The organism is Brevibacterium sp. LAARM3_SD1 (genome assembly GCF_057364765.1).
In genome coordinates this window covers 86,538-100,481 of the sequence record NZ_JBNFOL010000009.1, presented here as the reverse complement: position 1 = coordinate 100,481, position 13,944 = coordinate 86,538, and the positions used below count along the sequence as shown (strand labels likewise).

Here is a 13,944-nt window from a genome sequence, read left to right as displayed (position 1 = left end):
TGGTCATCCGACCGTAACCGGGGCAGACTGAGACCATGTCCCGCAACGATGCGATGAAGGCCATTCTCAAGAACTCACTGCAGGCCGGCCGCAGCGACCTGCTGTGGAAACTCGAGGACTGAGTGAACGAGACCTTCGACTGTCGCAGACACCCACCGGATTCAACCTGCTCGGAGCCGTCAAGCACATGGCCAATGTGGAGGTCGGATACTTCGGCGAAACCTTCGGTCGCTCCTGGCCGCAACCCGAGGAGCTTGTGAGCCTTGACCAGATCGCGACCGACCCGCAGGCCGATTGGTACGCGACTTCTGCCGAATCTGCCGAGCACATCCTCGGCCTGTACCGGCGAGTGTGGACCTTCGCCGATGAGACGATCGACCAGCTCGATCTCGATGCCCAGGGCACGGTGCCGCACTGGCCCGGAGAGCGGGCGACGGTCGGACACCACGTGAGAAGGACCAACTTGGAGGGGCAGACGATAAACTGGGATCCACATGGCAGAAAACAACTCAGCATCATCGTCTCCGCGAGGACTGCAGCGAACCCCGCAGGATGAGACTCAGGCCCCGCGTACTCCCGCACAGGATCGCTCCGGGCATTCGCAGGCGCACCCGCAGGAGAAGCGGGGAACGCACGGGAAGCAAGGCACACAGGAGAAGCGACCGCCCCGGCGAAGGAACTCTCGGCGTCGGAACACCGGCGCCGAACATCGTGACGTCGGGCCGACTGGCAGCCGCCCGCGCGGCTCATCCGGTCGCAGTCACGTACCCCGAGGACTTGCCGGTCACCGCCGCGAAGGACGAGATCGCGGGCGCGATCCGGGACAACCAGGTCGTCATCATCGCCGGTGAGACGGGATCGGGAAAGACCACCCAGCTGCCGAAGATCTGCCTCGACCTCGGCCTCGGCGTCGACGGACTCATCGGCCACACGCAGCCTCGGCGCATCGCGGCCAGAACCGTGGCCGAGCGCATCGCCGACGAACTCGATGAAGAGCTCGGCAGCACGATCGGCTACCAGGTGAGGTTCACCGCGCAGGTCGCCGATTCCACCCGGGTGAAGGTGATGACCGACGGCATCCTGCTGTCCGAGCTCTCGCGTGACAAACTGCTGCGCGACTACGAGGTCATCATCATCGACGAGGCGCACGAACGCAGCCTCAATATCGACTTCCTGCTCGGCTATCTCAAGGAAGTCCTCGACAGACGTCCCGATCTCAAGGTCATCATCACCTCGGCGACGATCGATCCCGAATCGTTCTCCGCCCACTTCGATGACGCTCCGATCATCTCCGTCGAAGGCCGCACCTTCCCCGTCGAGGTCCGCTACCGGCCGTTCGGAGATGATCCTGCCGATGACGATGTCGACGGGCCCGGCGAGTCCGGAAACTACGAAACCGGAGTCGAGGAGCAGACCGATGGCATCATCTCGGCCGTCGACGAACTCGCCGCCGAGGACCCCGGTGACATCCTCGTCTTCCTCTCCGGAGAACGCGAGATCCGTGACACCGCCGACGCCCTGACCGACCACCTGCGCAGACGTCCGCGAATGAGCAACTGGGAAGTCGTGCCGCTGTTCGCGCGGCTCTCAGCAGGGGAGCAGCAGAAGGTCTTCCAACCGCATTCGCGTCCCCGTATCGTCCTGGCCACCAACGTCGCCGAAACCTCGCTGACGGTGCCCGGAATCAAATACGTCATCGACGTCGGCACCGCCCGCATCTCCCGCTACTCCAACCGCACCCGAGTGCAGCGTCTGCCGATCGAGCGGATCTCCCAGGCCAGCGCGAACCAGCGCAAGGGCCGTTCGGGGCGCACCAGCGACGGCATCTGCATCCGGCTGTACTCGGAAGAGGACTTCGAATCGCGCCCCGAATTCACCGATCCGGAGATTCTGCGCACGAACCTCGCCAGCGTCATCCTGCAGATGACATCACTGGGATTCGCCTCGAGCGATCAGGAGATCCTCGACTTCCCGTTCCTCACCCCGCCGGAGGCCAGAGCCGTCCGTGACGGACGCACGATGCTCACCGAACTCGGGGCGCTGACCAGCGACTCTGCTGGGAAGATCCACGTCACCGAGATCGGTCGGAAGCTCACCGTGCTGCCGATCGATCCGCGCCTGGCTCGAATGGTCATCGCCGGTGCGGAAGCCGGCTGTGGGGGAGAGGTCACGGTCATCGTCGCCGCACTGTCGATCCAGGATCCCCGGGAACGACCGGCCGAGGTCCGAGCCGCCGCCGATGAGAAGCACGCCCGATTCACCCATCGGGGCAGCGACTTCCTGTCCTACCTCAACATGTGGAACTATCTGCAGAGTCTGCAGGCGGACATGGGGTCGTCGAAGTTCCGTCGGCGCTGCAAGGACGAGTTCCTCAATTTCGTGCGCATCCGCGAATGGCAGGACCTCGTCGGTCAGCTGCGCTCACTGCTCGGCTCCGCCGGGATCAGGATCGAGAAGTCCGTCTGGCAGCCGACCGACGACGGCGGGTCCGAACTCGGCGCGGACAGCGGAAACGCGGCGACGGGTGGGGCCGGCGACGGTTCCGACCGAGGGCAAGCCGGTCAAGCAGGTCGTGGCGGCGGACGCGGTCGTGGCCGTGAGGGCCAGGGTGCTCGTGACGCTCAGAAGGCTCAACCCGGTCGTGGCGCTGGGAACGCTCAGGGCGGACGCGGTGCCAACGGCAAGATCGGATTCGCCGAGCTCAGTGCCGCCAAGCGCAGTGCGAAGAAGCAGGGGGCGACCGGACCGGCAGGGGACACCGGGAAACAGGTGGCCGCAGCCAAACTCGACCCGCACGCCTCTGCCATCCACCGGTCCCTGCTCACCGGGCTGCTGACGATGATCGGCTCACGCTCGGAGCGGCACAAGGACTATCAGGGAGTCCGCGGCACTCGCTTCGCGATCTTCCCCGGCTCCGGACTCTTCAAGGTCAATCCCGACTTCGTCATGGCCGCCGAGCTCGTCGAGACCTCCCGCCTGTGGGCACGCACCGTGGCCGCGATCGACCCGGACTGGGTCGTCGAAGCCGGCGGTGATCTGGTCACCCGTCAGCATTCGGACCCGCACTGGTCGACGAAGGCCGGCGCCTCGATGGTGTACGAGAAGATCTCCCTCTACGGGGTCACTCTCGTCAGCGACCGTCGCGTCGGATACGGACAGATCGACGCGGAAGCCGCACGCGACGCATTCATCCGCAAGGGCCTCATCGAAGGCGACTGGCACGAACGCTTCGGCTTCCTCGACCACAATGCTGCCGTCATCGAGGAGGCCGAAGAACTGGCCTCGCGGACGAGGAACCGTCGCGTGCTCGACCAGGACGATGCCCTGTACGAATTCTTCGATGAGCGGATTCCGGAGGGGATCACCTCGGCGGCGGATTTCCGGGGGTGGTGGAAGAAGCAGAAGCGACGGGATGGGCACCTGCTCGACCTCACCACCTCGGTGCTGCTCAGCGACGACAGCGAGGAATTGACCGCCTCGGTGGCCTCGGATTTCCCGATGGAATGGGAACTGACCGACGGCACCCGGGCGAAGCTGCGCTACTCGTTCGACCCCGGCAGCACCGAGGACGGGGTGACAGTGGAGATCCCCGCCGAGGCGGTGCCCGCGGTCGACGCGGACGAGTTCAGTTGGCAGGTCCCCGGGCTGCGCGAAGAACTCGTCGCCGCCTTAATCCGATCCCTGCCGAAGAGCAAGCGCCGCTATTTCGTTCCCGCTCCCGACGTCGCTCGCGAAATCCTGCCGGCGCTCACCCCGTATCAGGGAAGTCTGCCGGACGTGCTCGCCGCGTATCTGAGCGAACGCGCCGGCGGGGGAGGGCTGAACGACCTCGTGCCGATCACGGTCACCGCCGATGACTTCGACAGGTCACGGATTCCTGCCCACCTGCGGCTGACCTTCCGGGTCGTCGACGGGAAGAAGACCGTCGGTCTCGGCGAGGACCTCGCTGCGCTGACGACGAAAGCCAAACCGCAGGTGCGCAAGGCCCGACAGAAGCAGAGCGCGTTCACCCCGAAGACCGGGTTGACGGGCTGGTCGTTCGGCGAACTGGCCGATCCCGATCAGGCCCCGTCCGGCGTCGTTCCAGGGCTGGCAGACCGGTCGACGTCGGTCGACCTCGTCGCCTTCGACACCGCAGCGCAGGCACGACTGGCCACGCGGGAAGCGATCATCACCCTGCTGGCACAGCACACCGGTGAAGCACTGAAATACCTGCAGGATGGTCTGACGACTCAGGAGAAGCTCGTCCTCGCCGGCCATCAGATGACTGCCGACGAACTGCTCGTCGGGCTGATTCGGGTCGGGATCCGCGGGCTCGTCGCCGACCGGTTGGGGCCGGCCGAAACGTCGTGGGTGTCCACCGCCGAGGAGTTCGCACGACTGCGCAAGCACGTCGACGCCGAGCTGCCGCTGACCTGTTCGGCACTGCTGCCGGTCCTGATGAAGGCGCTGAGGACGGCGACCGAGCTCGACAAGCTCGTGTCGAAGGCCTCCTCGTTGGCGATCCTGGCCAACCTCGCCGATGTGCAGGCGTGGAGCGCCTCCCGGATGAGTACCGCCGCCATTGCGGCGATGACTCCGCAGATGCTGCGCGAACTGCCGCGGTGGGTGCGAGCCGAAGTGGTGCGCATCGGCGGGATGCAGGACTCACCGATCCGGGACAAGCAGCTCATGGACCGGGTCACCGGGAGCGGCAATGATGTGCTCAAGAAGATCGGCAATCGCTTCCCAGCATTGGCGAAGGCCGAATGGTCGCAGCTGATCGTGTCTCTGCCCACCGAATGGGTCGAGGTCGTCGTGATGCTCGAAGAGCTGCGCGTCTCACTGTTCGCGAACTCGCTGGGCACGGCACATCCGGTGTCGGAGAAGCGCATCGCGAAGGCCCTCGCTCAGCTCTGACTCGAGCATCCCTGACCGGCAACGCCACAACGCACTGTTGCACCGGGGTGGAGTGGCGCGGAGAGTGACTGATGCATGAGCACCTGTAGGAGAAGCAGCCGGCGCGAGGAGTTGCGGGTAAATGTACGGATTGCGAGGACCGGTGTGGAGCGAGACTAGACGTCGGCGAAGAAGCCGCTGAAGAGCCACCACAGCGGCAGCGCCCCGGCGGCCAGAAGGGTCGCAACCGCCCACCAGATGCGCCACTTCCAGGTGCGGCGACGGGTGCCGATGAAGAGGAACGCGAGATAGAAGACGAGGCAGAAGGCTCCCGAGAGACTGAGAAGCACCATCCCGGCCGCCTCTCCGCCGGAGGTGCCGAGATCGAACAGGTACTTCGTCGTCTGCGCGATCTGCCAGGAGAACCAGATCGCCGCGCAGAGCAGCGGGACGCCCAGGACTCCCGCGATGATGAGCGGCAGGGCTTTGAGCCAGCGTTCCCTCGGCTCCGAACGGCCGGCGTATTCGACGAATTCCTCAGACATCGCACCCCAGCATATGGGCAGATTCCGACAGGACGCTGGACGCAACGCCCAGCGACGGCGGGCCTGCACGCACAGGTGCTGAAAGCGCCCCCAACCACTGTGACTGAACGGACACGCCGGACACGTGCGAAGAACGATAGGATATTGCGGTGACTTCTGGCCAGTATTCCGACAAGGACATCCGACACGAGGCGTCCCGCCGCCGCACGTTCGCTGTCATCTCGCACCCCGACGCGGGCAAATCGACGACCACCGAGGCGCTCGCCCTCCACGCTCGCGCCATCGGCCAGGCAGGAGCCACCCATGGCAAGGCGGGCCGTCGTGCCACCGTCTCCGACTGGATGCAGATGGAGCAGGACCGCGGAATCTCGATCTCCTCGGCCGCCCTGCAGTTCGAGTACCGCGACGCCGTGTTCAACCTCGTCGACACCCCCGGCCACGCCGACTTCTCCGAGGACACCTACCGCGTGCTCTCCGCCGTCGACTGCGCCGTCATGCTCATCGACGCCGCCAAGGGCCTCGAGGCGCAGACGATGAAGCTCTTCGAAGTCTGTGCCCATCGCAACATCCCGATCATCACGGTCGTCAACAAGTGGGACCGCCCCGGCCTCGACGCGCTCGAACTCATGGACGAGGTCCAGCAGCGCACCGGCCTCCTGCCCACCCCGATCACCTGGCCCGTCGGCCAGTCCGGAGACTTCCGGGGAGTCCTCGACCGCACCAGCGGCGAGTACACGAAGTACACCCGCACCGGCGGCGGTGCCACGATCGCCGGTGAGGACACTTACACCGTCGAGGCGGCCGCCGACCTCGAGGGCGATGCCTGGACGACCGCTGTCGATGAGTCCGAGCTGCTGGAGATGGAAGACCAGAACCACGACCAGGAGACCTTCCTCGCCGGCAAGTCGACGCCGGTGATGTTCGCCTCGGCCGTGCTCAACTTCGGCATCCACAAACTCCTCGATCTCCTCGTCGATCTCGCCCCGCCCGCTGAGGCCCGCCTGGACAAGGACGATGAGCCCCGCCACGTCGACGATCCCTTCTCCGGCTTCGTGTTCAAGGTGCAGGCCGGAATGGATTCGAACCACCGTGACCGGCTCGCCTACATCCGAGTCTGCTCGGGAGTCTTCGAGCGCGGAACCGTGCTCACCCATGCCAGCACCGGCAAACCGTTCGCCACGAAGTACGCACAGCAGGTCTTCGGCCGCGACCGCGACGTCGTCGACGAAGCATTCCCCGGCGACGTCGTCGGCCTGGTCAACGCCTCCGCACTGCGCGTCGGTGACTCCCTCTACCTCGACAAGAAGGTCGAGTTCCCCGGAATCCCGACGTTCTCGCCCGAACACTTCATGGTCATCCGCGCCAAGGACTCCTCGAAGTACAAGCAGTTCCGTCGCGGCATCGAACAGCTCGACCACGAAGGCGTCATCCAGGTGCTGCGCTCGGACCTGCGCGGTGATCAGGCGCCCGTGCTCGGCGCGGTCGGACCCATGCAGTTCGAAGTGGCCGAAGACCGGATGAACAACGAATTCAACGCTCCCTGCACCCTGGAGCGACTGAACTTTTCCCTCGCCCGACGCACCACCCCCGAATGCGTGCCGACCCTGGCTCGGGAGCGTTCGGTCGAGGTCCTCCACCGTTCCGACGGAGAGCTGCTGGCGCTGTTCTCCGACAGGTGGCGGCTGCAGGGCGTGCAGAAGAACCACCCCGACCTTGTCCTCGAACCTCTGGTCGTCAGCTGAGACGAGCGCAGCTGCGAACGGATGCCGGTATCCGGCATTTTGACGCGGACATTATCATGGATAGCTGGGGCCGAAGCGAAGCCCCGCAGGGCTGACCGCCCGCGTGGGACTTCTCCCGCCGCTCGGTGAAACCCGTACAGACAAAGGAGAATTGTGGGAACGAAATCGATTCGAGTCGCGATTGCCGGACTGGGCAACTGCGCCTCGTCCCTGATCCAAGGCGTGGAGTACTACCGGAACGCCTCGCCCGGGACGAAGGTTCCCGGCCTCATGCACGTGGAGTTCGGGGATTACCATGTCGGTGACATCGATTTCGTTGCCGCCTTCGACGTCGACGGCAAGAAGGTCGGCGTCGACATCGCCGAGGCGATCACGGCGAGTGAGAACAACACCATCAAACTCGCCGATGTGGAGCCCACCGGCATCGAAGTCCTGCGCGGACCCACACTCGACGGACTCGGCGAGTACTACCGCGACACGATCGTCGAATCCGACCGCGAGGCCGTCGACGTGGTCAAGGCGCTGCAGGACGCCGAGGCGGACGTCCTCGTGTGCTACCTGCCCGTCGGTTCGCAGAGGGCCGTCGAGTTCTACGCCCAGGCCGCCATCGATGCGAAGGTCGCCTTCGTCAACGCCCTGCCCGTGTTCATCGCCGGCACCAAGGAATGGGACGAGAAGTTCCGTGCCGCCGGAGTCCCGATCGTCGGCGACGACATCAAGTCCCAGATCGGTGCGACCATCACTCACCGTGTGATGGCGAAGCTGTTCGAAGACCGCGGCGTTGTCCTCGACCGCACCTATCAGCTCAACGTCGGCGGCAACATGGACTTCAAGAACATGCTCGAGCGTCAGCGTCTCGAGTCGAAGAAGATCTCGAAGACCCAGGCCGTGACCTCGAACACCTCCGCCCAGCTGGCCGACCGCGATGTCCACATCGGGCCCAGCGACTACGTCGAATGGCTCGACGACCGCAAATGGGCCTTCGTCCGCCTCGAAGGCCGCAACTTCGGCGACGCCCCGGTGTCCCTGGAGTACAAGCTCGAGGTATGGGACTCACCGAACTCCGCCGGCGTCATCATCGACGCCGTGCGCGCGGCGAAGATCGGCCTCGACCGCGGAATCGGCGGAGCGCTCATCTCCGCCTCCTCGTACTTCATGAAGTCGCCCCCGGAGCAGAAGGACGACGACGCCGCCCACGAGGCCGTCGAAGCCTTCATCCGCGGCGATATCGAACGCTGATTTCGCCGAGGCGGCCCACCCTCATCCCGAGTGCTGAGTCGCCTGCCGGCTCAAGAGGGCGCCGACCGCAGACATCTGCGGTCGGCGCCCTCCTCTATTCACCACGGTCAGTGAATGCGACCATCAACGTCGGTTCGTTTGACACCGCACGGCCGCCTCGGCGGCGGACGGGCGCGTCCGGCCGTGATCTAACATCCGGAATATGAGATTTCCGTGACACAACGCCGATTGTCCATGAGACTTGCTCCTTGAGGTGATCGCACTCACAGGGGCGACACCGGGCTCAACGCATTCGCCACCGCCACCCCGACCGAGGAGACCTGATGTCGAGCACCACACCTGCGGCCGCAGAGAAGAGGAAAGACGATTCCGAGCTGAGCTGGCTCATGCGCGTCCTCGTCATCATCGAGAAGGCCGGCAACAAACTGCCTCACCCGTTCTGGCTGTTCCTGTCTCTCGCGGTCGTCGTCATGATCCTCTCGGCGATCTTCTCGTCCACCGGCCTCAACGCCGTCAATCCGGCCACGGATGAGAGGGTGACGGTGACGAACCTCTTCTCCACCGAATCGCTGCGTGAGATCGTTGCCGGAGCCACGAACAACTTCGTCACCTTCCCACCGCTGGGACTCGTCCTCATCGTGCTCATCGGCGTGGCCGTGGCAGAACAGTCCGGACTCATCCCGGCGATGCTGCGTGGAACCATCGCCGGGGCCTCGCCGAAGTGGATCACCTTCATCGTCGCCCTGGCCGGAACCGCTGCGTCGATTGCCTCCGATGCCTCCTACATGATCATGATTCCGCTCGGCGGGCTCGCCTTCAAAGCCGTCGGACGCAATCCGCTGCTCGGCTGCCTCGTCGCCTACGCCGCGACCTCGGGAGGTTATTCGGCTGCGCCCATGGTCAATTCGCTCGACACGATCCTCGGCGGTCTTTCGACTTCGGCAGCGCAGATCATCGACGCCGACTACACCGTCAGCCCGGTCGCGAACTTCTACTTCAACTTCGTCTCAATGTTCGTCGTCGCCGCCGCGGTGACCCTGGTGACGGAGCTGGTCCTGTCCAAGCGAGCCGACCAGATCGAACTCGACGAGGAGACCGACGACGATCCGGACAACTTCGACGTCAAGATGGCTCTCGATGCCAATGAGAAGCGCGGAATCGTCATCGCCGTCATCTCCATCATCGTCTGCGCCGCAGTGCTGTTCGCTCTCGCCTGGCCAGCCGGATCCTTCCTCCGCGATGAGGCCGGAGGCTTCGGTCCCGAATCGGGTCTGATGGCCGGAATCGCCGCGATCATCGGCTTCGGCTTCTTCATCGTCGGCATCGTCTACGGCTACGCCACCGGATCGATCAAGCGCACCGCCGACATCCCGGAGATGATGGGCAAGGGGCTGCTGCCGTTCGTGCCGGTCATCGTCCTGTTCTTCGCCGCCAGCCAGTTCCTTGCGCTGTTCAAGATGTCCAACCTCGGCGAGATCATGGCGATCAAGGGCGCCGAGGTGTTCGGGGCCCTGAACACCGGCTCCTTCGTCATCCTCCTCGGCGGATGGCTGCTCGTGGCGCTCGGCGCGCTGTTCCTCACCTCCGGTTCGGGACTGTGGACCCTCATGGCGCCGGTGCTCGTGCCGATGTTCATGCTTCTGTCGATCTCCCCGGAGACCACCCAGGCTCTCTACCGCATCGGTGATTCGACGACGAACATCATCTCTCCGATGAGCCCGTACTTCGTCGTGGTCCTCGGCTTCGTGCAGCGGTACAAGAAGGACGCGGGCATCGGCACGGTGCTCTCGTTCACGATCCCGCTGTCCTTCGGCATGTTCATCTTCTGGGGACTCCTGTTCTTCATCTGGTGGGCCACCGGCATCCCGTGGGGACCAGGTGTGGCGACTCATTACCAGATGGGCTGAACTGTCTCTGCCCGTTGGGTCGATCCGGGAATTCTCCGCCCGATGCGGGTGTTGTCCAGCTCAGGATCACGATCGTGCAACGTCGGACCGTGTTGGCCGGGATCCTCAGTTCCCGTCCAGACCGTCCGGTTAGACTGTGACCGTGAACGATCATCTGCGCAGCCTCCCGGCTGTGCACATTCTGCTCAGATCGAAAGGATCTCGACCGTGAGTAACCCCATGATGAACCGGGCTATCAATCAGGGAGCCCAGTCCGGACGCAACCAGCCGGTCATGTCCGATGACGAGCTCAACCACCTCTTCAACCAGCCGGCTGCGCAGAACCGCAACGCCGGGCCTCAGGTCGCCGACCGTGCGATGACCTATGACGATGTGATGATGAAGACCGGTGTGCTCTTCGCCATCCTCCTCGCCGGTGCCGTCGTCGGCTGGTTCGTGCCGGTGCTGACATACCCGGCGATGTTCATCGCCCTCGTCCTCGGACTCGTCAACGCCTTCAAGAGAGAACCGAGCAAGGCCCTCATCATTGGCTATGCCGCATTCGAGGGCGTCTTCCTCGGCGGAATCTCCGGAATCTTCGAGGCTGCGTTCCCCGGAATCGTCGTCCAGGCCATCCTTGCCACGCTCTGCGTCTTCGGCGTCACGCTCGCCCTGTTCAGGTTCAAGGGAGTGCGCTACGGGTCGAAGATGAAGAAGTTCCTGGTGATCGCCGTCGGCGGTTACGCGATCTTCTCGGTCATCAACTTCTTCTTCGCCATGTTCACCGGCTCCGGCGGTGCCCGCAGCATCGAGATCAGCTTTATGGGAATGACGTTCCCCCTCGGCGTGATCATCGGCATCGTCGCCACAGTGCTCGCCGCGATGACCCTGATCATGGACTTCCAGATGATCGAAAAGGGTGTCAAGCACAAGATCCCGGAGAAGTACTCCTGGATGTGCGCCTTCTCGCTCATGGTCACCCTCGTGTGGCTCTACATCGAAATCCTGCGCCTCATCTCGTACTTCAGAGACTGAGACCCGAACGCACCCCACGCCTGTGGGCTGCGACCGAGCGCTGAACGAAGGGCGGATCCCCGAAATGGGGGTCCGCCCTTCGTCGTCGCCATTGCTTGTGATCACTTTTCTGCCTATCGTCTGAGATACCGACGACAACCGTCGGCGGACCGTCTTCATCGCTGAAGTGCGGACCAGAGATCTCATGGCTTGAGAGGACGATTCGATGACGAATCCGATGCGCGGTGTGTTCGCCGTTCCCACGACTCCCTATACCGAGGATGGAGACCAGAACCTCGAGGCCCTGGGCGGCCGGATCGAGGAGGTGCTCGCCTCGGGTGTGACCGGTCTCCTCGGCCTCGGCGCCACGGGGGAGGCGCTGGCGCTCAGCGCTGCGGAGAGGGAAGCTCAGATCAATACCATCGTCTCTGCCGTCGACGTCGGGCACATGTGGTCATCGGATGCATGGCATACACCCCGGCGGAGATGTCGGCCCAGATCACCGCGGCCGCAGGTTGGGGTGCCGACGCCGTCATGGTCACCCCTCCGTTCTACGGCGGGCTCGAACCAGACGCCGTCATCGCCGCTCTGCGGCCGGTCCTCACCGCCTCCGAACTGCCGGTCATGGTCTACAACAATCCCCACTCCACCGGCACCGACCTGCTCCCGGACCACCTCGGAACGCTCCAGGACACCGGCGGACTCTGGAGCGTCAAGGAAACTTCCGGAGAGGCCACTCGGATACGGGAGCTGCGCAGTCGCCTCGGCGAGGACACCGAGATCTTCGTCGGCGCCGACGGAATCGCCCTCGAGGGCTTCGCCCAGGGTGCCAGCGGCTGGGTGGCAGCCTCGGCCTGGCTGCTGCCCGAGCACTGCCAGAGACTGTGGGAGCTGGCCGACAGCGACGAGTGGGCCGGTGCCGTCGACCTCTGGAGAAGCCTGGGGCACACACTCGGACTCATCGAGGGCGACTCCGCATTCATCTCACTCATCAAACAGGCACTCAGCAAGTCCGGCCGTGAACAGGGACCGGTGCGTCCGCCCCTGCCCACCGCCGCACCCGAAGCACTGGCAGCGCTGCTCGACGCGATCGCCGAACTGGAGAGGCAACACACACCATGACCACGACATCAGCACAGAACACCCTCGTCGACCGCGGTCGAACCGCGCTGCGGGCCATCATCGACGGCAACCTCGGACAGTGGATCGGCGGCCGAGCCGTCACCGGCACCGGAGACGAGATCGGTCTCATCTCACCGAGCGACGGAACGGTCATCGGCAGCCTCACCGCGGCGAGCGAGCAGCAGCTCGATGAGACGGTCGCCGCAGCACGCACCGCCTTCAACGAAGCCGACTGGGTCGACGATGCGAAGTTGCGAGCCCGCGTGCTGCGCCGTCTCGCCGACCTCGTCGAAGCCGACGCCGAGGAGATCGCCTATCTCGACGGCATCGAAGCCGGAAAGGTCGCGCTCGGCAGCGTGGAGGAGGACGTCCCCGACGTCGCCGCGAACTTCCGACTGAGCGCCGACCTCATCTCCCGCGATGACGGACGCTATCTGCAGGGTTCTGACGGCTGGGGCTGGGTGACGAAAGTGCCCAGCGGAGTCGTCGGAGCGATCCTGCCGTGGAACTATCCCGTCGCCATGCTCGGCTGGAAGCTCGCCCCGGCCCTGGCTGCCGGCAATGCCATGGTCGTCAAGACCTCGGAGGATTCGACGCTCAGTGCCCTTCACCTCGCCAGACTTGCCACCGAAGCAGGGGTGCCCGACGGCATCCTCAACGTGCTCACGGGCACCGGTGCGGGAATCGGTGCCGCCATGGGTATGCACCTCGGCATCGACGTGCTCACCTTCACCGGATCGGGACCCGTCGGCCGATCCTTCCTCGAATCTTCCGCGCGATCGAACCTCAAGAAGGTGTCGCTCGAACTCGGCGGACGCGCCGGCTATGTCGTCGACTCCGCACACGCTACGGACTTCCCAGCTATCGCCGCCGACATCGCCGGCGCCGCCTTCGGCACCAGCGGCCAGAACTGCACTGCCGCATCTCGAGTCATCTACGTCGGCGACGATGACGAGAGGTTCGCCGAATTCCGCACCGCGCTCATCGACGCGACCGAGGCACTGACCGTCGGCGATCCCTTCGACGACGGCACGGACGTCGGGCCGGTGATCAATGCCCGCGCCCACGACCGCATCACCTCCTGGGTCGATGAAGCGGTGGAGAAGGGAGCGCGAATCCTCAACACCCGTGCCGACGTCCCCGACACCGGCACCTGGTACCCGCCGACCGTCATCGAGAACGTGCCCGACGACAGCGAACTCGGCCGCGGAGAGATCTTCGGTCCCGTCACTCAGCTGCTGCGATGCACCAGTCGAGACGATGCCGTCGACCTCATCAACGGCGAACCCTACGGTCTGGCCTCGAGCGTGTGGTGCGAGGACATCGGCCAAGTCCGGTGGTGGGCCAGCCGGATCCGCGTGGGCACGCTCGCCGTCAACGGCTACAGCGAAGGCACCGAAGCCACCCCGTTCGGCGGAATGCGACAGTCCGGATTCTGGGGCCGCGACAACGGCCCGGAAGCGCTGGAGACCTATCAGGAGACCATGACCGTCTGGGTGGCCGACTCCTGAGCATCGT

At 64.8% G+C, this 13,944-nt stretch carries 9 protein-coding genes and 1 pseudogene; 9 read left to right on the top strand and 1 reads right to left on the bottom strand.

All coding sequences use genetic code 11. The features are described from left to right. The first annotated feature begins 103 nt into the window (after positions 1-103). Both AC2W7L_RS07495 and hrpA read left to right on the top strand, forming a co-directional pair. Positions 104-556 (top strand): mycothiol transferase, encoded by a 453-nt coding sequence (locus AC2W7L_RS07495; RefSeq protein ID WP_486003944.1) that lies wholly within the window; start codon positions 104-106, stop codon positions 554-556. Further along, the gene (gene hrpA / locus AC2W7L_RS07490; RefSeq protein WP_486003943.1) at positions 553-4,899 is read left to right on the top strand and encodes an ATP-dependent RNA helicase HrpA; all 4,347 of its coding nucleotides are present in this window, start codon (positions 553-555) and stop codon (positions 4,897-4,899) included. The genes AC2W7L_RS07495 and hrpA overlap by 4 nt, the downstream gene beginning before the upstream one ends. A gap of 155 nt (positions 4,900-5,054) precedes the next feature. On the opposite strand, the gene AC2W7L_RS07485 is transcribed toward hrpA, so the two are convergent. Continuing rightward, positions 5,055-5,423: a hypothetical protein gene (locus tag AC2W7L_RS07485; RefSeq protein WP_486003942.1), complete on the bottom strand. Its 369-nt coding sequence runs from the start codon at positions 5,421-5,423 to the stop codon at positions 5,055-5,057. A gap of 149 nt (positions 5,424-5,572) precedes the next feature. Between AC2W7L_RS07485 and AC2W7L_RS07480 the strand changes: the two genes are divergently transcribed. The 7 genes and pseudogenes from AC2W7L_RS07480 to AC2W7L_RS07450 all read left to right on the top strand — a co-directional run bounded on the left by AC2W7L_RS07480 (position 5,573) and on the right by AC2W7L_RS07450 (position 13,937). Further along, complete coding sequence (locus tag AC2W7L_RS07480; RefSeq protein WP_486003941.1) at positions 5,573-7,165, top strand: peptide chain release factor 3; 1,593 nt, start codon at positions 5,573-5,575, stop codon at positions 7,163-7,165. Between the two features lie 153 nt (positions 7,166-7,318). Beyond that, complete coding sequence (locus AC2W7L_RS07475) at positions 7,319-8,404, top strand: inositol-3-phosphate synthase (RefSeq protein ID WP_486003940.1); 1,086 nt, start codon at positions 7,319-7,321, stop codon at positions 8,402-8,404. 323 nt (positions 8,405-8,727) lie between these two features. Then, positions 8,728-10,311, top strand: coding sequence for an AbgT family transporter (locus AC2W7L_RS07470; RefSeq protein WP_486003939.1), 1,584 nt, complete (start codon positions 8,728-8,730; stop codon positions 10,309-10,311). 219 nt (positions 10,312-10,530) lie between these two features. Further along, complete coding sequence (locus AC2W7L_RS07465) at positions 10,531-11,325, top strand: Bax inhibitor-1/YccA family protein (protein ID WP_486003971.1); 795 nt, start codon at positions 10,531-10,533, stop codon at positions 11,323-11,325. A 205-nt stretch (positions 11,326-11,530) separates the two neighbouring features. After that, a pseudogene (locus AC2W7L_RS07460) lies at positions 11,531-11,683 on the top strand (dihydrodipicolinate synthase family protein); the annotation flags it as partial. Between the two features lie 86 nt (positions 11,684-11,769). Continuing rightward, positions 11,770-12,426: a dihydrodipicolinate synthase family protein gene (locus tag AC2W7L_RS07455; RefSeq protein ID WP_486003938.1), complete on the top strand. Its 657-nt coding sequence runs from the start codon at positions 11,770-11,772 to the stop codon at positions 12,424-12,426. Beyond that, a complete protein-coding gene (locus tag AC2W7L_RS07450; protein ID WP_486003937.1) occupies positions 12,423-13,937 on the top strand; it encodes an aldehyde dehydrogenase family protein in 1,515 nt (504 codons plus the stop codon). The genes AC2W7L_RS07455 and AC2W7L_RS07450 overlap by 4 nt, the downstream gene beginning before the upstream one ends. Positions 13,938-13,944: the final 7 nt, after the last annotated feature.